Consider the following 17,106-nt stretch of genomic DNA (forward strand, 5'->3'; position numbering starts at 1 on the left):
CGCCCGCACCGCCGGCGGCCCGGACGTCACATCGCCCTGCGCAGGCTCAACCGCCCAGGAAAACGGGGTTGGTGAACGCGGCGAGCGCCCCCGGCATCGGCGGCATCACGGGCGCGTGACGCACCTCGGCGCGTACGTAGGTGGCGTACCGCGCGGTCGTGCGCCACTCCACCGTCCCGGACCCGTCCGGCGGGAGCGCCGCCGAGTGCAGCACCCCCTGGTCGGTGACGAACCGGACGGTGCAGCCGGGCGCGCCCTCGACCTCCAGCCGTACCGTCACCGGATCCCGGTCGTCCACGGGGAGCCGCTCGCCGATGCCCGCGTGCCGGCCGCGCCCGCCGGCCGCGGAGAAGGCGAGCGAGACGTCCTTGGACTCCGCGACGTAACTGCGTCCGGCCCTGATCCCGTCGAGGATCGCCTCGCGGGTCAGGTCGTCGGCGAGGACGACGGTCTGTGGTGTGCCGACCGGGTCGGGGTCGCGGTGCGCGTCGCTGCTGCCCATGGCGGGGGTCCACCGCTTGCCGGTACGGGCGGCGAGCGCGAGCGTGCTGTCCCAGTCGGCGAGCGACACCTCGTCGTCGGGCGTGTAGGGCCCGTTCCAGACCTCCACCGCGTCGGCCTCCCCGAAGCCGAACTTCCAGTTGCAGCCGATGCAGGTGGCGTGCGGATGGGCGGGGACCACCAGCCCGCCGGCCCGGCGGATCTCGCGGGCGTAGTGCCCGAAGCGGTTGTCGCGGGCACGGTAGCGCCAGTCGATGAACGTGCCGGGATCGGTACCGAGCGCCACCACGTGCCCGTTGCGGGTCGTGACCTCCTCCCCGAGAAGGATCAGCAGATCGTCCCCGGCCTCCGCCGCCCAGTGGGCGTGCGCGGAGTGGGTGTTGTGCTCGGACGAATTGATGAAGTCCAGCCCGGCGGCGCGGGCGAGGGCGGCGATCTCGGCGGGAGTGCGCCTGCCGTCCGAGTACCAGGAGTGGAGATGGCAGTCGCCGCGGTACCAGGCACGCCCGCGGCCCTTGGCCCGCTCGGGCGGGTGGACCACCTCCGTGGCAGGGGCAGGCTCGCCGTACGTCAGCGTGACGCTCACCTCGTACGGGAGGCCCTGCGGCGCGACCGTGTACGGGCCCAGCGCGACGTGCCAGGTGCCGGGGCGGACCGGGCCGGGGATGTAGCCGGGGGTCGCCTCGTCCGCGCGGATGAAGAACTCCGTCCGGGCGCCGCCCGACCAGCCGCGGAAACCGGCACCGCCGAGGGCGGTGCCGCGCTCGTCGAAGACGCCGATGTCCAGCGCGTTGCCGGCCGTCCCGGCCGGCTGCGCCGGTCGCTCGTACCGGTACGAGACGCGGATCTCCCGCACCCCGCGCGGCACTTCGACCGGCAGGTAGACGTAGTCGGGGGAGCCCGGCGGCAGCGTGCCGCGTACGACCTCCGTCCGCCGGCCGCCGTCGCGCGGCGCGGCGCTCGCGAAGCTCACGGTCCCCAACGTAAGCGCGGCGGCGGCCCCGGTCACGAGCAGCCCGCGCCGCGCCATGGCGTGTCCTGCGTGTCCGGCGTGTTCTGCGTGCGCTGCGTGTCCCGCTGGTACTTCGTCGTTCGCTTCCTCGTTGCACATGCCGTCTGCTCCCCAGGGTGTCGAGAAGGACAGGAGTGATGCAGCTTGCGGCCTCGCGGTCGAACCCTGGTATTCAGCCGTGAACGAGCGGCCAAGGGAAGGGGGTCGACGGACGGCGCGGTCATGACCGGAGACGGTGCGGGCCCTGACGGCATACGTTGGGCGCATGCGGATCTCGACCACCATCTTCCTGACCGACGAGACGATCAGCCCGGTGCGGCTGGCCCGCGAGCTGGAGCAGCGGGGCTTCGCCGGCCTCTACGTTCCCGAGCACACCCACATCCCGGTGGAGCGGACCACCGGCTACCCCGCGGGCGGCGAGCTGCCCCGCGAGTACGGACGCACGCTGGACCCCTTCGTGGCGCTCGCGCAGGCCGCGGCGGTGACGTCGACGCTGGCCCTCGGCACGGGCATCACCCTGGTCGCGCAGCACGATCCGATCGACCTGGCGAAGCAGATCGCGACCCTGGACCATGTCTCCGGCGGCCGCTTCACACTGGGCGTGGGCTTCGGCTGGAACAAGGAGGAGGCGGCGGACCACGGGGTCGAGTGGTCGACGCGCCGCGAACTCGCGCTGGACCGGATGCGCCTGATGCGGGCGCTGTGGGCGCCCGAGCCGACCCCTTACAAGGGTGAGTTCAGCTCGGTCCGCCCTTCGTCGGCCTTCCCCAAACCGGCCGGTGGCGCCCCGCGCATCCTGGTCGGCGGCGCGGCGGGTCCGAAGCTCTTCTCCCACATCACGGAGTACGCGGACGGCTGGCTCCCGATCGGCGGCCGGGGCCTCACGGAGACGATGCCGCAGCTCCGCTCGGCCTGGGAGGCGGCGGGCCGCGACCCGAAGACGCTCCAGGTCGTCCCGTACGCGGTTCGCCCCTCCGCGGGGAAGCTGGCGCACTACGCGGAGCTGGGCGTGGAGGAGGTCGTCCTCCAGCTCCCGCCGGCGGCCGAGCCGGAGGTCCTGCGGGCGCTGGACGAGTACGCGCAGTATCTGTAGCGAGGCCGGACAGGGCTGGCCCTGCACGCTCGACTGCCGGGTGCGACTTCGGGCTGCGGAGGGGTAAAGCGATCAGGGCACGTCGTGCTGCGGTCAAGCTGCGGTCAGGTCGACTGCTGCGTGGGCGCAGCCGCCGCACAGGCCCGGCTCGGGCGCGCGGAACGCGAGGTCGCAGGCGTCGCACGTCTGGAACGGGTCCGGGCGACGTGCGGAGGGCGGGACGGCCGGGAGCGGCGGCGGCAGTAGCTCCGTCAGCCGGTGCCGGAGCAGACCCGCCGGGCGGTGCAGGTCGCCGGCGGGCAGCGCGGCCGTCAGCGTCCGCCGTACCGCGTCGGGCGCGACGCCGCGCTCGAGCCAGGCGTCCACGGCCGGGGCCAGGCGGCCGATATCCCGCTCCGAGAGCAGCAGCCGGGGATCGTGCCGCCGCAGGTCCGCGAGGAGCGCGGCGGGGACGGGACGCGGGGGCGTCGGCTTCGGGTGATCGGTCGTCGGCCGGGGTCGTGGACCGTCCTGCTGTCGCAGGGGTACGGGCTCCGGTCCGACGACCGGGTTCGGCACCGGCGGCTCGACGGAAGGTGGTGGCGCTTCCCGTCGGGCGACGGGCCCGGCCTGCCCCGGCACACGGACCCGCATCGCGGGCGGGTTGTTGAACGACTCGGTCGTCGTGATCAGCTGCCCGGACGGCAGCCGCACCCGCGTGCGCCGCAGATACCCGTACCGCTCCAGCTCGTTGAGCGCGTCCGAGATGCGGTCCTCGCCCTCGGGGAACCGCTCGGCGAGCTTCTTGACCGAGATCCTCGTCCCGGTGCGCAGCGACTGGATGTGCACGGACAGCCCGATCGCGGTCAGCGAGAGACGGTCGTGCTGGGCGAGGTGATTGCCGACCACGACGAAGCGTTCGTTGTGCGGCAGATTGATGTGCCGGATGCCGACCGAGGGAACGGGCGGCGACGCGCACAGGGGCGCGTTAAGCTGCGGTACAGCCATGGGGAAGCGTTCTCTTCCTCGTTGGTGAGGCCCTCGATCGGGATGCCAGTCCCGGCCGGGGGCCGCCGCATTTCTGCGGTCGTGTTCTGTTGTCGAGCCTGAGCTTGCACCGCGTCATGGCATATGCGCCACTCGAGTTGGGGTGCGTCACCCGTCCGAGTGAGCGGGGGTGAGGTTGGGGTGGGGAGGGTTCTTTCCCTGGTTCTTAAAGCTTTTGAAGCGGGCACGTCGAGGTCCAGGAGAACCGGGACCGGGAAACCCCGATCCGGCCCTACCGTGACAAATCGCCCCCAGCCGGGGCGCGTGTTCCGCCGTCGGTGCGCTTCGGCCCCTCAGGGCGTGGGAGCAGCCCCGGTGAACGCGACGAAGTCGGCCCAGGCGGAGGCGCGCACGGCGAGCCGGGGTCCGGCCGGATCCTTGGAATCGCGGACGTGGACGGTGCCGCGACCGTCAGCGATCTCGACGCAGGACCCTCCCTCACCCCCGCTGTAGCTGCTCTTGAACCAGTGGAGCTGCTGCTCGGTGTTCATCGCTCTCCCAGCATCTTCTCGATCAGGGCCAGGGATTCCCGCGCGTTGAGGGCCTGAGACCGAAGGATGCCATAGCGGGCGGTGATGAGCCTGACCTGCTCCGCATCAGTGATCAGCCGGGGGTACCCCTGCACCTCCGTGTACGCGACCTGCTGGCGCGTCTCAGCCGTGAGCAGGGTGAACACGCCGTCGACGTTGGGGTGTTCCTCGCGGTTCGTCGGCATGACCTGTAGTTCCACGGTCCGCATCCGCCCCACCCGGAGGAGCTGGCGCAACTGGGCCTCATGGACCGTCCGGCCACCGATCGGACGCTGGAGCGCCGCTTCCTCCACAATGAAACTGCACGTGGGCGCCGGCCACCGCTCGAAGAGCTGCTGCCGTGCCAGTCGGTCGACGACGCGAATCGCGATGGTCTCCTCATCGAGCAGCGGCCGACGTTGGGAGAAGATGGCCCGCGCGTAGTCCTCGGTCTGCAGAAGGCCGTGAACGACCTGATTGCTGTAGTCGTGCAGTTCTACTGCTCCGGCCTCCAGCTTGGCGTAGTTCCGGTACCACTCCGGGTGCCGGGTCCGCGCCTTGGTCTGTGCCTCCCGCACGTCCGGCACCGCTGCCCTCAGCACGCCCCGCGCGTCCAGCAAGTCGTCCGCGCGCTCCAGGAAGTCGGGCTGCGGCGTCCGGACGCCGCGCTCCATCGCGGAGATCAGCGCCTCCCCGCAGTGTGTCGCCGCGCCCAGCTCCTTCTGGCTCAGCCCGGCGGCCTCACGCAGCACCTTGATCTGCTTCCCGAGGGCACGGAAGAGGTGTGTCGTTCCGTCCACCTCGGCCGGCCGATCCGGCCGCTCGTCGCGATCCGCGTCCGCCATGCCCGACCTGCCTCTCGCTCGCCGCCGTCGGGTCACTCCCGACGACCCGTACACGACGGCACCCGCACCCGCACAACTGCGCCCCGTCGACCGGCAACCCCTGGTCAGGGTAGGCAGGGGCGGACACGCTCGGTGACGTGAATACGGAAACGACCACCTGCAAGGCTGAGTTCGTCCAGCGCTTCACTGCCACCCGCCGCGGTGCTCGCCTCGCTCGCCGTCTGGCGCTGCACCAGCTCGAGGACTGGGGTTACGGCTACGGCACGGAGACGTCGGAGGCGGTGGGCCACATCGTCGCCGAACTGGCCGCGAACGCGGCGACACACGGGCAGGTGCCGGGCCGCGACTTCGAGCTGCGCCTGCTGCTGTCGGAGCCGGGCACCCTGCGCATCGAGGTCTCCGACACCCGCTCCGAGCGCCTCCCGTCCCTGCCGGAGCCGGCGGCCCCCGACGCCGAATCGGGGCGCGGCCTGCTGCTGGTCGTGGCCCTGGCGGACGCGCGGGGTGTCATGCCGCGCCGCGTGGGCAAGACGGTCTGGGCGACCGTCGCAGCCCGCGACGCAGCGGGTCCGGCCACGCCCGGCTGAATCGGGATCGCCTTCGGAAGCGGGGCCGGGCGTGCCGGCGGCCCGGACGAAGTCCGCCCCGGGCTGCGACGAGGCGGCCCGGGGCGGGTGGTGCTGCTTCTCCTGCGGGACGGCACCGGCCGGTCCCGGCCGTGTGCTGGTCGTCAGCCGAACTGGCCGGGCTGGTAGCTGCCGGCGGGCTGCTGGACGATCACGTTCGCGCGGTTGTAGGTGTTGATGAGGGCGATGAGGCAGACCAGGGCGGTGAGTTGCTCCTCGTCGTAGAACTTGGCGGCGTTCGCCCAGGCCTCGTCGGTGACGCCACCGGCCGCGTCGGCGATGCGGGTGCCCTGCTCGGTCAGCTCCAGGGCGGCACGCTCGGCGTCGGTGAACACGGTGGCCTCACGCCAGGCCGCGACCAGATTGAGGCGGACCGAGGTCTCCCCGGCGTGCGCGGCGTCCTTGGAGTGCATGTCGGTGCAGAAGCCGCAGCCGTTGATCTGGCTGGCGCGGAGCTTCACCAGCTCCTGCGTCGCGTGGGGCAGCGTCGAGTCCGAGACGACCTTGCCCGCGGCGTTGAGGTGCTTGATGAACTGGAGGGCGGTCGGGTTGGCGAAGAGGTTCAAGCGGGCGTCCATGGTGAGCTCCTGTGCCGTTGCCGATGGTTACACCTCTCCGACGGAACGACCGGGCGAGGATGTGACACGTCTGGATGTGACCCGCGTCACGCACGGCTGGGGCCGACCCGCCGGCCGACGAGGTTTCCGGACGGCAGGGCGAGGATGCGCGGGCCGCAGCGCCTACCCCTACGGCTCTCAGGTGCCGGTGCGCCGCAGCCGCCGCGCAATGTCGATGTCTCGCTCCAGTGCGCTGAGCCGAGGAGGCTCCCGGTCGGAGTCGAGAACGACGACATGGATCTCGTCGCCGATCTGGGGAGTGGCGATGCTCGTGTCCCACCAGGATGGATGCTTCACCCGGTCGATAAAACCGCGCACTCCGCTCCGTTCCACTTGTGCCCCTATGGGGGCCACAGCGGTCACTGTGACATCGAGTTCTTGGTGATTGCGAAGTGTCATGTCGGCCCTCCGTAGACGAGTGGCCAGTCGGCTGCCACGTGTCCTTTGAGGCGTCTCGCCATTGCGGGCAAACAATCATCACATGGGACACCGGCCGTCAGCGCGACGCCGGTCGCAGTGCCGGGGCCGACAGGCCCGTCGCGTCGTCCGGGCTCGCGTACGGGTCCGTCGGCGGGGTCGGGTCGTAGGCGCACTCCGCGTGCACGCCCCCGTGGAAGCGGCCGCCGTCCGCGTACCACTCGTAGACCTGGCGGCCGTCGCCGTCGCGCTCCGTCCGGAGCGTCCAGTTGTCGCCCGACGGTGTGGAGTCGAACGAGACGATGTCCCAGCCGTCCGCCTTCAGGTGGTCGCGCAGACGGCGCATGGCGGGGAGCGCCTCCGACTCCGTGACGTCGGTGAGTTGCCACTCGTGGGAGAGGGCGTAGGCGTTGTCGACGTGCTCGTCGGCCACGCTCTCCAGGCCGTCCGGGTAGCAGTAGCCGGACGACAGGGAGTTGAACTCGCCCGGCGGGATCTGCGCGTCGAAGCCGAGGACGTCGTACGACTCCTGGGACCGGGCGCCCGCCCGGTCCACCATGGTCTGCGGCGCGACCTTCGGATAGTCCTCGGGGGTCGCGCGCTGCACGCCGTACGTCACCAGTACGGCAAGGATCAGCAGTACGGGGATGCCGACGATCGTCGCCAGGGCGATGCCGAGCCACTTGGCGGCGGACGTGCTGGTGCGGGGCTGCGCGAGGTCTTCGGTCACGGGTACGACGCTACGAGGAGGCCCGGCACGGCCGTACCCGTCAACCGACTCAAGTCGGATGAGCACGACTACTCAGCCGACCGGGCGCCGTAGGAGCGGGACAGGATGCTGTTCCGCACGTGCACGGAGATCGCTGTACGGACGACGTCCCCGGGAATCCTCCCGCGACCGCGAACCTGAGCAGTGCGGGCGCGAGTTCGTCCAGGGCTGCGCGGCCCGGGCCCACCATGCGACGGAGATCCGGTGGCAAATCGACGCATACGGGACGCATGTCGCCGACGTCATGGACCCGACCCACCCCGCTCGTATGCTCGACGCATGACCGATCACCAGGGCGGACCCCATCCGGCACGGCCGACAGAGAACGCGATGCGCCGGGCGCTCAAGCGGGCCAGGGACGGGGTCGCGCTCGATGTCGCGGAGGCCGCCGTGCTGTTGCAGGCGCGCGGTGAGGACCTGGAGGACCTTGCGGCCTCCGCGGCGAGGGTCCGGGACGCGGGGCTGGAGGCGGCCGGCCGGGCCGGGGTCATCACGTACTCGAAGAGCGTCTTCATCCCGCTCACCCGCCTGTGCCGCGACAAGTGCCACTACTGCACCTTCGTGACCGTGCCCGGCAAGCTCCGCCGCGCCGGCCACGGGATGTTCATGTCGCCCGACGAGGTGCTGGACATCGCGCGGCGCGGCGCCGAAATGGGCTGCAAGGAAGCACTGATCACCCTCGGCGACAAGCCGGAGGACCGCTGGCCCGAGGCCCGCGAGTGGCTCGACGCGCACGGGTACGACGACACGATCGCGTACGTGCGGGCCATGGCCATCCGGATTCTCGAGGAGACCGGGCTGCTCCCGCACCTCAATCCCGGGGTGATGTCCTGGACCGACTTCCAGCGGCTGAAGCCCGTCGCGCCGTCGATGGGCATGATGCTGGAGACGACGGCGACCCGGCTGTGGAGCGAGCCGGGCGGGCCGCATTACGGGTCGCCCGACAAGGAGCCCGCCGTCCGGCTCCGCGTCCTCGAGGACGCGGGACGGACGAACGTGCCGTTCACCAGCGGGCTGCTGATCGGGATCGGCGAGACGTACGAGGAGCGCGCCGAGTCGCTGTTCGCGCTGCGCCGCGTCTCGCGGGCGTACCACGGCATCCAGGAGCTGATCCTTCAGAACTTCCGCGCCAAGCCGGACACGGCCATGCGGGGCATGCCGGACGCCGAGCTGGACGAGCTGGTCGCGACCGTCGCGGTCGCGCGCCACATCATGGGGCCCTCCGCCTGCCTCCAGGCACCGCCGAACCTCGTGGACGAGGAGTTCGCGCGGCTGATCCGCGCCGGGATCGACGACTGGGGCGGCGTGTCCCCGCTCACCCCCGACCACGTCAATCCCGAGCGGCCCTGGCCCCGGATCGACGAGCTCGCCGAGAAGTCGGCGGCCGAAGGCTTCGAGCTCCGCGAACGGCTGTGTGTCTACCCGGAGTTCGTGCAGCGCGGCGAGCCGTGGCTCGACCCGCGGCTGCTGCCGCACGTACGGGCGCTCGCCGACCCGGAGACCGGCCTCGCGAAGAGCGACGCCTTTCCCACGGGGCTGCCCTGGCAGGAGCCCGACGAGGGCTTCACCGCCACCGGGCGCACCGATCTGCACCGGACCATCGACACCGACGGCCGTACGCACGACCGGCGTGACGACTTCGACGCCGTCTACGGCGACTGGGACGCCCTGCGGGAGGCCGCCGCGCCCGGCATGGTGCCGCAGCGCATCGACACCGACGTGAGGGCCGCACTGGCCACGGCCGCCGACGACCCCACCAGGCTCACGGACGACGAGGCCCTGGCCCTGCTGCACGCCGACGGGCCGGCCCTGGACGCGCTCACCCGCATCGCCGACGAACTCCGCAGGTCGGTCGTCGGTGACGACGTCACGTACATCGTCACGCGGAACATCAACTTCACCAACGTCTGCTACACCGGCTGCCGTTTCTGCGCCTTCGCCCAGCGGCGCACCGACGCCGACGCCTACACCCTGTCGCTGAGCCAGGTCGCGGACCGGGCGCAGCAGGCGTGGGACGTCGGCGCGGTCGAGGTGTGCATGCAGGGCGGCATCCACCCCGACCTGCCCGGCACCGCGTATTTCGACATCGCGCGGGCCGTCAAGGAACGCGTCCCCGGCATGCACGTGCACGCCTTCTCGCCGATGGAGGTCGTCAACGGGGCCAGCCGCACCAACATGTCCGTCCGTGAGTGGCTGACTGCGGCGAAGGAGGCGGGCCTCGACTCGATCCCCGGCACCGCCGCCGAGATCCTCGACGACGAGGTCCGCTGGGTCCTCACCAAGGGCAAGCTGCCGACGGCGACCTGGATCGAGGTCGTGAAGACGGCGCACGAGCTCGGCATCCGGTCCTCGTCCACGATGATGTACGGGCACGTGGACCAGCCCCGCCACTGGCTCGGCCACTTCCGTACGCTCGCCCGCATCCAGCAGGAGACCGGCGGCTTCACGGAGTTCGTGACCCTGCCGTTCATCCACACCAACGCACCCGTGTACCTGGCGGGCATCGCCAGGCCCGGCCCGACCACCCGCGACAACCGCGCCGTCACGGCGATGGCCCGCATCCTCCTGCATCCGCACATCACCAACATCCAGACGAGCTGGGTGAAGCTGGGGGCGGAGGGCGCGGCGGAGATGCTCCGCTCGGGGGCCAACGACCTCGGCGGCACGCTGATGGAGGAGACCATCTCCCGTATGGCGGGCTCCGGTTACGGCTCGTACCGCTCCGTGCGTGACCTGACCGCCATCGCGGAGGCCGCGGGGCGTCCGTCCCGGCCGCGTACGACGCTGTACGGGGAGGTCCCGGCCGAGCGCCGGCAGGCGGCGAGCGCCTCCGACGGGCACCTGCCGGAGCTGCTGCCCCTGCTGCCGGACTGACCACGGCGGACGGCCCACGGGACCGAGCGCGGGCCAGCGGCCCACCGGACAGACCACGGGCCGGCGGCCCACCGGACCGACCACGGGCCGGCGGCCCACCGGACCGACCGCGGGCGGACCACCGCGGACCGCCGACCGGTCGGGCCGGTCGTCGGCGGACCGGCCCGAGGTCGGGTCCGACCGCGGGCGCCCCCGCGCGAAACCGGCCGCAGGCCGCGCCCGCGCCGGTGCCCGGCATGGCGGGGCATACAGGTCGGTACGCCGCGCCTGCCTTCGTCCCGCGACATACCGGTGCGAGCCGCGCACGGCCCGGCCGGGACCGGTCCTCGCCCCCTGAGCACGCCGTTCCCGTTCGATTACAGTGCTGGGCCGGGCAGTGTTCGTTCGACGTCGGGGAAGGAGCGCGGTGAGCGCAGCAGCCGCAGGCGTGTGGGGCCGTGCCGAGCAGCAGGACTTCCGCGCGAGGGTGCGCGGCGCGCTGCTCGGCGGTGCCATCGGCGACGCGCTCGGCGCCGGCGTCGGTGGGCTCACCATCGAGGAGATCCGCGCCGCCCACGGCCCCGACGGGCTGACGGACCTGGAGCCGGTCAACGGCCGCCGCGGCGCGGTGACGGCCGCCACGCAGCTGACGCTCTTCACCGTCGACGGCCTGATACGGGCCCAGGTCCGCCGTGACACCGGCGCCTGGCACCCGCCCACCGACGTCCACCGCGCGTATCTGAGATGGGCCGCCACGCAACGCGACTGGGGCCCCGACGAGCGGCGCAAGGACAACGGCTGGCTCGCCCGCGAGGAGTGGCTCTACAGCCGCCGCAACCCGCCCCGTGACACCGTCACCGGCCTCGGCGACGCGAACATGGGCACGCTCCAGACCCCCAAGAACCCGGCCGCCCGTGACGCGGGCGCGCTGGTGCGTTCCGCGCCGTTCGGGCTGCTGGTCGGCTGGGAGCCGCAGCTGGTGTGCCAGCTCGCCGTCGAGTGCGCGGCGCAGACGCACGGGCATCCGACCGCGTACCTGTCCGCCGGCGCGTTCGCCGTCATCGTGCACGGTCTGGCGCGCGGCGAGACGCTGGACGGCTCGGTGCAGCGGGCGCTGGCGCAGTTGGCGTCCCGGCCGGGCCACCAGCCGGTCACGGACGCGCTCAAGCAGGCTCTCGGCGCCGTGCGGCAGGGCATCCCGAGCCCTGCGCGGATCGCGTCCCTCGGCGACGCCAGGCAGGCGGAGGACGCCCTCGCGATCGCCGTCTACTGCGCCCTCGTCGGCGAGGACATCCGGCACGGACTGCGTCTCGCCGTCAATCACGACGGCCCGTCCGAGGTGACCGGTACGGTGTGCGGCGCGCTGCTGGGCGCGATGCACGGGGAGACCGCGCTGCCGCCGGCCTGGCTGTGCGAACTGGAGGGCCGTCCGACGCTGCTCGAGCTCGCGGACGACTTCGCGATGGAGATGACCCAGGGCCCGGCACTGCACAGCCCCACGGTGACCGCGCCGGGCTGGATCCAGCGGTATCCGCGGGCGGCGGCCGAGCTGACCTGAGCCGCTCCGCCCGTTCCCGGAGCGACGAGGGCCCGGCCCCCCTCCTCGGGAGCCGGGCCCTCGCACGGTCGGTGCATGGTGAAGAGGCGCGCCTCAGCTGTCGGCGCCCTCGCGGCCGAGCACCTTGACGTCCGCGTCGCCGGCCGCGGCCGGCGACGGGATCAGCCGGGCGGTACCGGTGCCGCCCTCGTCGTCGCCGTTGATCTTGGCGAGGACCTCGTCGCGTTCCGGCGTGTCCTCGGGCTTGATCCAGCCGATCACGATGTAGAGGACCAGGGAGACGACCAGCGGCACCGAGACCTGGTACTGCAGCGGCACACCGCCCTCGACGCTCCAGCTGATCGGGTAGTTGACCAGCCAGAAGGCGAGCAGTCCGACGCCCCAGCTGAGCAGGGCGGCGGTGGGTCCGCTCTTGCGGAACCAGGGGAGCAGGCCCAGCATCAGCGGGATGGCGATCGGGCCCATGAGTCCGGCGACCCACTTGATGACGACGGTGATGATGTCGCCGAAGAACGGGGAGTTGACCTGCGTCGCGATCGCCATCGACAGGCCGAGGAAGAGCAGTGTGGCCCAGCGGGCGGCGAGCAGGCCGACGCGGGTGTCCCACTCCCGGGCCTTGCGGGAGAGCGCGGGCATGATGTCGCGGGTGACGACCGCGGCGATCGCGTTGGCGTCGGAGGAGCACATGGCCATGGTGTGGGAGAAGAACCCGACGATGACCAGGCCCAGCAGACCGTGCGGCAGCAGCTGTTCGGCCATCAGCGCGTAGCTGTCGGCGGGTACGTCGGTCTCGATGAGCAGCGGGGCGACCCACATGGGGAAGAACAGGACGGCCGGCCAGACGAGCCACAGAACCGCGGACAGGATGCCGGAGCGCTGTGCGGACTTCGCGGAGTCGGTGGCCATGTAGCGCTGGGCCTGGTTCCACATGCCGCCGTTGTACTCGAAGGTCTTGATGAAGAGATAGGCGATCAGGAACACCATCATGTACGGGCCCGCGAGCGGCTCGGCGTGGCCCTTCAGCTCGGGCTCGTCCCACACGGTCCACAGGCTGCTGAAGCCGCCGAGCTCGGCCATGACGGCGATGAGCATCGCGATACCGGCGATGAACTGGATTACGAACTGGCCCAGTTCGGTGAGGGCATCGGCCCACAGGCCGCCGACGGTGCAGTAGACGGCGGTGACCGCACCGGTGATCAGGATGCCCGTGTTGAGGGAGACGCCGGTGAAGACGGAGAGGAGCGTGGCGATGGCCGCCCACTTCGCGCCCACGTCGACGATCTTCAGTAGTACGCCGGACCAGGCGAGCGCCTGCTGCGTCGGCAGGTTGTAGCGGTTCTTGAGGTATTCCAGCGGCGAGGCGACGTGCAGTCGCGACCGCACCCGGTTGAGCCGCGGCGCGAACACCTTGGCGCCGATCGCGATGCCGATCGCGATGGGGAAGGACCAGGTGACGTACGAGGTGACGCCGTAGGTGTAGGCGATGGCCGCGTAGCCGGTGAACATCACCGCGCTGTAGCCCGACATGTGGTGCGAGATGCCGGACAGCCACCACGGCATCTTGCCGCCGGCGGTGAAGAAGTCGCTGACGTTGTCCACGCGTTTGTGGGACCAGACGCCGATCGCGACCATCACGCCGAAGTAGCCGATGAGCACGGCCCAGTCGAGACTGTTCATGTCCCCTCCAGAGGGGTCCGCCTTGTGAACGAGGAGCGCGCTTCGTCTTTGCGTCCGTTGAGCGGCGCCCCCATGCGGGAGTTGGGGACTTCCCGGATTGAACAGGCTGCCGCGGGCGGTGGTCAAGGCCTCTGGCGGTCATAAGTGTGAACGAGGATCAGTAAGGCGAACGATTTTTACTCGTTCTTGACCTTGAGGGGCGTTGTCGCGAACGAGACGTGGGCCACACGATGAGCGGGCACTTCGTCGAGTCCGACAGACAGAAGAGACCGCACGGGATGCGGGTCCCGTGCGGCCAGGAAGAGGTGAGGCGACCGGTCCTCGAACTACCGCATCAGCTCACCGGCGTTGACGAGCAGCGACTGGCCGGTGATCGACCGGGCGCGGTCGGAGGCGAGGAAGACCGCCGCCTGGGCGACGTCCCGGTCCGTGGCCAGGTCGGGCAGGGCCGTCCGCTCGGTGAGCCGCCGGAGCACCTCGTCCTCCGCCACTCCCTCGGCGTCGGACGTGAACCGGACGTACGCCCGCACCGGCGGCCCCCACATCCAGCCGGGCAGCACGGTGTTCACCCGGACACGGTCGGGGCCGAGTTCCCGGGCCAGCGAGTACATCGCGGACGTCAGCGCTCCCTTGGACGCCGCGTACGCGGCCTGCCGCACCTGTGAGGGTGCGGCGAGAGCCGACTGCGTGCCGATGAACACGACGGAGCCTCCCCGCTCCCGCAGTCCCGGCAGGCACGCCCGCGTCATCCGCAGCGTGCCGAGGAGATTCACGTCCAGGATGCGCTGCCAGGTGGCGAAGTCGGCGTCCTGGAGGCCGCCGAAGGAACTGTCCAGGGCGGCGACGTGCACCACGGCGTCGATCCGCCCGAAGCGCTCCACGGCGAGCGCGGCCAGCGCCTCGCACTGGGTCTCGTCGGTGATGTCGGTGGCCCGGTACGCGGTACGGGCGCCCCCGGGGTCGATCCCGCCGGCCGTCTTCGCGAGGTGCGCCTCCGTGCGCGCGCCCAGTACGGCGCTGCCACCCTCCTCGACGACCGCCGCCGCGACCTGGAGGCCGAGCCCGGCGCCCACGCCCGACACGACGACGACCTTGTCCCGAAGCAGCATCCCGGTGCCTCCCGAGGCTGGCGGATTATCTGACGGAGCGTCAGAGTAGGTCGGTCCGGCCCAGGAAGGAAGGGGAGCGCCATGAGCGAGGACAGGACCGGCGACGGTGGCGACCGCGGCACTCGCGGTGAGGACACGCGCAGCGAGATGTACGCGGAACTGGCGTCCGTCGGCCCGTACGGGGTGCGCCCCGGCCACGCGCTGATCACGATGGTCGAGCCGCATCCGGGCCACGAGTACGCGTACAACCGCTGGTACGAGGACGACCACTACTACGCGGGCGCGATGGCGATGCCCTGGATCAGCGCCGGCCGGCGCTGGGTGGCGACACGGGACCTGCAACTGCTGCGCTACCCGGAGAAGTCGGCGGTGGCGCAGCCGGTGACGGCCGGGTGCTACCTCTCGACGTACTGGATCACCGAGGGCCGCTACGACGACCACATGAGATGGACCGTCGCCATCAACAAGCGCCTGGGCCGCGACGGGCGCGTCCACCAGCGGCGGACGCACGTCTTCACGGCCTTCCAGGACCACGAGGCCACCGTCTACCGCGACGGCGCCGCGGGCCCGCGCGACCTGCACGCGCTGGACCATCCGTACGCCGGTCTGGTGCTGGAGGTCATCGACGCCGAAGGCCCCGCCGGGCGGGCCGAACTGCTGCGGTGGCTGCGGGCGAAGCATCTGCCGAGGAGGCTGGCGGGCTCGTGCGCCGCCATGGTGACGGTCTTCCGGCCCACACCGCTGCCAGGGGACCGGATGACCTATGTGAAGCAGGTGGAGGGCGTGGACAGCCGGCTGACGCTGCTGTGGTTCCTCGAGGAGGACCCGAGGGACCGGTGGGAGGACACGTTCGCCGGGCTGGACACGGCGGTGGCGGAGTCGGGGCTGGGGCGGGTGGAGCTGGTGGCGCCTTTCGTGCCGACCGTCCCCGGGACCGACCGCTATGTCGACCAGCTGCGCTGAGGCACGCTGCCGACGCGGTCCGGGGTACGGCCGAGCCCCCTCGGCCGGGACGGCGATCCAGTCGAGAGGGCTCTCGGTACTGTCTTGTGCGGGGTGTCGCTCGTGTCTTCGCGTGCTCGTACCGCGGGCGGCGACGCGCTCAGCCGAGATCGAACGCGCCGTCGCCCACTTCATTCACGAACGCGTTCCACGACTCGGGGACGAAGGTGATCGTCGGGCCCGCGGGGACTTTCGAGTCCCGGACCGAGATCGCCTGGACTACAGGGGACTTGACCTCGACACAAGCGCCGTTTCCCGTGGAGTAAGAGGACTTCGTCCAGCTCTCCGTCGCGCCCTGAAGGATTGCCATGTTCGCTCCGCTTCCGGCAAGTGGTGTGATCCGAGCCAACGTTCTTGCTGGCGTGATCGACGCTACTCGCCGACAGAGGGGCGCGAGACGGGCGTTCACTCGACCGGATGGCATATTCCATGCGACTCTTCCGTCACATGGTGCCTCTGGTGTACCGTTCCGCCGCCTTGGGTCAGGCGGCGTCTCCCTCCGTGTATTCCTTGGCGATCGACGCGATGAACTGACGCGTCTGCTCCACGTTCAGGGCCTGCGCGCGCAGGTGCTCGTACATGACGCTGTACTTCTGCACGTCGTTGGCCTTCTCGAGGTACAGGTCGCTGGTCACGCCCTCGATGTAGACGACGCTCGAGTCGGAGGTGTCCGGGAACTCCAGGATCGCGTACTGACCGTTGACGCCCGGGTGCGCGCCCATCTCGAACGGCAGGACCTGCACGGTGACGTGGGGCTGCTGCGACAGCTCCACCAGGTGCTCGAGCTGCTCGCGCATCAGCTGCCGGCCGCCGACCTGCCGGCGCAGCGCCGCCTCGTCGATCACCGCCCACATCCGCAGCGGGTGCTCCGCGTCCCTGATCCGCTCCTGGCGGCGCAGACGGACGCTGACGCGCTTCTCGATGTCGGTGGTGCCGCTCTCCGGCAGCGCACCGGCGATGAGGGCCTCCGCGTACTGCCGCGTCTGGAGCAGACCGGGAACGACCTGCGGCTCGTACACCCGCAGGCTGGCCGCGTCGGTCTCCAGACCGATGTACACGCTGTACGGGATGTCGCCGAAGGCGTGCCACCAGCCCTGCTGGCGGGAGTCCTTGGCCATCTGCATCAGCGAGTCGACGATCCGGTGGTCCTCCACCTCGTAGACCCCGCACAGATCGCGTACGTCGCGCTGGCTGATGGAGCGACGGCCGTTCTCCAGACGGCTGATCTTCGACTGGGAGACGAGCAGGCGCTCCGCGACCTCCTCCGCCGTCATGCCCTTCAGCTCCCGGAGCCGGCGCAGCTCCTGCCCCAATCGGCGTCTCCTGACGGTGGGATTGACGTTGGACGCCACGGGTACTGCACCTCCGACTGTGTAGCTGTGCGTATCTACTGCTGAGCAGATTGCCACCAATGGTGGTCGCTGCGCTGCCAAATGGCTACACGCGCGAACGCCGCGGCTGCACATACGAACGCGCGGGGCAGCCTCCTGGC

General features: G+C 71.2%; 16 protein-coding genes. 5 read left to right on the forward strand and 11 right to left on the reverse strand.

Features of this window, described 5'->3' with window-relative positions; all coding sequences use genetic code 11:
- Positions 1-46: 46 nt before the first annotated feature.
- Positions 47-1,531: a CehA/McbA family metallohydrolase gene (locus ACWGH4_RS14800; protein ID WP_453460196.1), complete on the reverse strand. Its 1,485-nt coding sequence runs from the start codon at positions 1,529-1,531 to the stop codon at positions 47-49.
- Positions 1,532-1,778: 247 nt separating this feature from the next.
- Between ACWGH4_RS14800 and ACWGH4_RS14805 the strand changes: the two genes are divergently transcribed.
- A complete protein-coding gene (locus ACWGH4_RS14805) occupies positions 1,779-2,606 on the forward strand; it encodes an LLM class F420-dependent oxidoreductase (protein WP_453460198.1) in 828 nt (275 codons plus the stop codon).
- 93 nt (positions 2,607-2,699) lie between these two features.
- Here ACWGH4_RS14805 and ACWGH4_RS14810 read toward each other — a convergent pair whose 3' ends face one another.
- From ACWGH4_RS14810 to ACWGH4_RS14820, 3 genes are all read right to left on the reverse strand, one after another.
- Positions 2,700-3,593, reverse strand: a complete 894-nt coding sequence (locus ACWGH4_RS14810; protein WP_453460201.1) for a helix-turn-helix domain-containing protein — start codon at positions 3,591-3,593, stop codon at positions 2,700-2,702.
- A gap of 332 nt (positions 3,594-3,925) precedes the next feature.
- Positions 3,926-4,123, reverse strand: coding sequence for a DUF397 domain-containing protein (locus tag ACWGH4_RS14815; protein WP_453460204.1), 198 nt, complete (start codon positions 4,121-4,123; stop codon positions 3,926-3,928).
- Positions 4,120-4,986, reverse strand: a complete 867-nt coding sequence (locus ACWGH4_RS14820; RefSeq protein ID WP_453460207.1) for a helix-turn-helix domain-containing protein — start codon at positions 4,984-4,986, stop codon at positions 4,120-4,122. Before ACWGH4_RS14820 ends, ACWGH4_RS14815 begins: the two co-directional genes overlap by 4 nt.
- A gap of 137 nt (positions 4,987-5,123) precedes the next feature.
- Here ACWGH4_RS14820 and ACWGH4_RS14825 point away from each other — a divergent pair, with 137 nt between their 5' ends.
- Positions 5,124-5,573, forward strand: a complete 450-nt coding sequence (locus ACWGH4_RS14825) for an ATP-binding protein (RefSeq protein WP_453460209.1) — start codon at positions 5,124-5,126, stop codon at positions 5,571-5,573.
- A 143-nt stretch (positions 5,574-5,716) separates the two neighbouring features.
- Here the strand turns inward: ACWGH4_RS14825 and ACWGH4_RS14830 are convergent, their stop codons facing one another.
- The 3 genes from ACWGH4_RS14830 to ACWGH4_RS14840 all read right to left on the reverse strand — a co-directional run bounded on the left by ACWGH4_RS14830 (position 5,717) and on the right by ACWGH4_RS14840 (position 7,376).
- Complete coding sequence (locus tag ACWGH4_RS14830) at positions 5,717-6,190, reverse strand: carboxymuconolactone decarboxylase family protein (protein WP_441265068.1); 474 nt, start codon at positions 6,188-6,190, stop codon at positions 5,717-5,719.
- A 177-nt stretch (positions 6,191-6,367) separates the two neighbouring features.
- A complete protein-coding gene (locus tag ACWGH4_RS14835; RefSeq protein ID WP_453460213.1) occupies positions 6,368-6,628 on the reverse strand; it encodes a hypothetical protein in 261 nt (86 codons plus the stop codon).
- 97 nt (positions 6,629-6,725) lie between these two features.
- Positions 6,726-7,376 (reverse strand): hypothetical protein, encoded by a 651-nt coding sequence (locus ACWGH4_RS14840; protein WP_453460215.1) that lies wholly within the window; start codon positions 7,374-7,376, stop codon positions 6,726-6,728.
- A 318-nt stretch (positions 7,377-7,694) separates the two neighbouring features.
- On the opposite strand from ACWGH4_RS14840, the gene ACWGH4_RS14845 reads away from it, so the two are divergent.
- Both ACWGH4_RS14845 and ACWGH4_RS14850 read left to right on the forward strand, forming a co-directional pair.
- The gene (locus ACWGH4_RS14845) at positions 7,695-10,289 is read left to right on the forward strand and encodes a bifunctional FO biosynthesis protein CofGH (RefSeq protein WP_453460218.1); all 2,595 of its coding nucleotides are present in this window, start codon (positions 7,695-7,697) and stop codon (positions 10,287-10,289) included.
- A 406-nt stretch (positions 10,290-10,695) separates the two neighbouring features.
- Entirely contained in the window at positions 10,696-11,826 is a 1,131-nt protein-coding gene (locus tag ACWGH4_RS14850) for an ADP-ribosylglycohydrolase family protein (RefSeq protein WP_441265065.1), read from the forward strand.
- Between the two features lie 93 nt (positions 11,827-11,919).
- Here the strand turns inward: ACWGH4_RS14850 and ACWGH4_RS14855 are convergent, their stop codons facing one another.
- Together ACWGH4_RS14855 and ACWGH4_RS14860 are read right to left on the reverse strand one after the other, a co-directional pair.
- Positions 11,920-13,503, reverse strand: a complete 1,584-nt coding sequence (locus tag ACWGH4_RS14855; protein ID WP_453460221.1) for a sodium:solute symporter family protein — start codon at positions 13,501-13,503, stop codon at positions 11,920-11,922.
- A gap of 326 nt (positions 13,504-13,829) precedes the next feature.
- Positions 13,830-14,612, reverse strand: a complete 783-nt coding sequence (locus tag ACWGH4_RS14860) for an SDR family oxidoreductase (RefSeq protein WP_453460224.1) — start codon at positions 14,610-14,612, stop codon at positions 13,830-13,832.
- A gap of 81 nt (positions 14,613-14,693) precedes the next feature.
- Here ACWGH4_RS14860 and ACWGH4_RS14865 point away from each other — a divergent pair, with 81 nt between their 5' ends.
- A complete protein-coding gene (locus ACWGH4_RS14865; protein WP_453460227.1) occupies positions 14,694-15,575 on the forward strand; it encodes a hypothetical protein in 882 nt (293 codons plus the stop codon).
- A 139-nt stretch (positions 15,576-15,714) separates the two neighbouring features.
- Here ACWGH4_RS14865 and ACWGH4_RS14870 read toward each other — a convergent pair whose 3' ends face one another.
- Both ACWGH4_RS14870 and ACWGH4_RS14875 read right to left on the reverse strand, forming a co-directional pair.
- Positions 15,715-15,924, reverse strand: coding sequence for a DUF397 domain-containing protein (locus tag ACWGH4_RS14870; protein ID WP_356618562.1), 210 nt, complete (start codon positions 15,922-15,924; stop codon positions 15,715-15,717).
- 172 nt (positions 15,925-16,096) lie between these two features.
- Positions 16,097-16,966 carry a Scr1 family TA system antitoxin-like transcriptional regulator gene (locus ACWGH4_RS14875; RefSeq protein WP_441265060.1) on the reverse strand — a complete coding sequence of 290 codons (870 nt, stop codon included), beginning with the start codon at positions 16,964-16,966 and terminating at the stop codon, positions 16,097-16,099.
- Positions 16,967-17,106: the final 140 nt, after the last annotated feature.

It is taken from the genome of Streptomyces sp. NPDC054847, assembly GCF_053610925.1.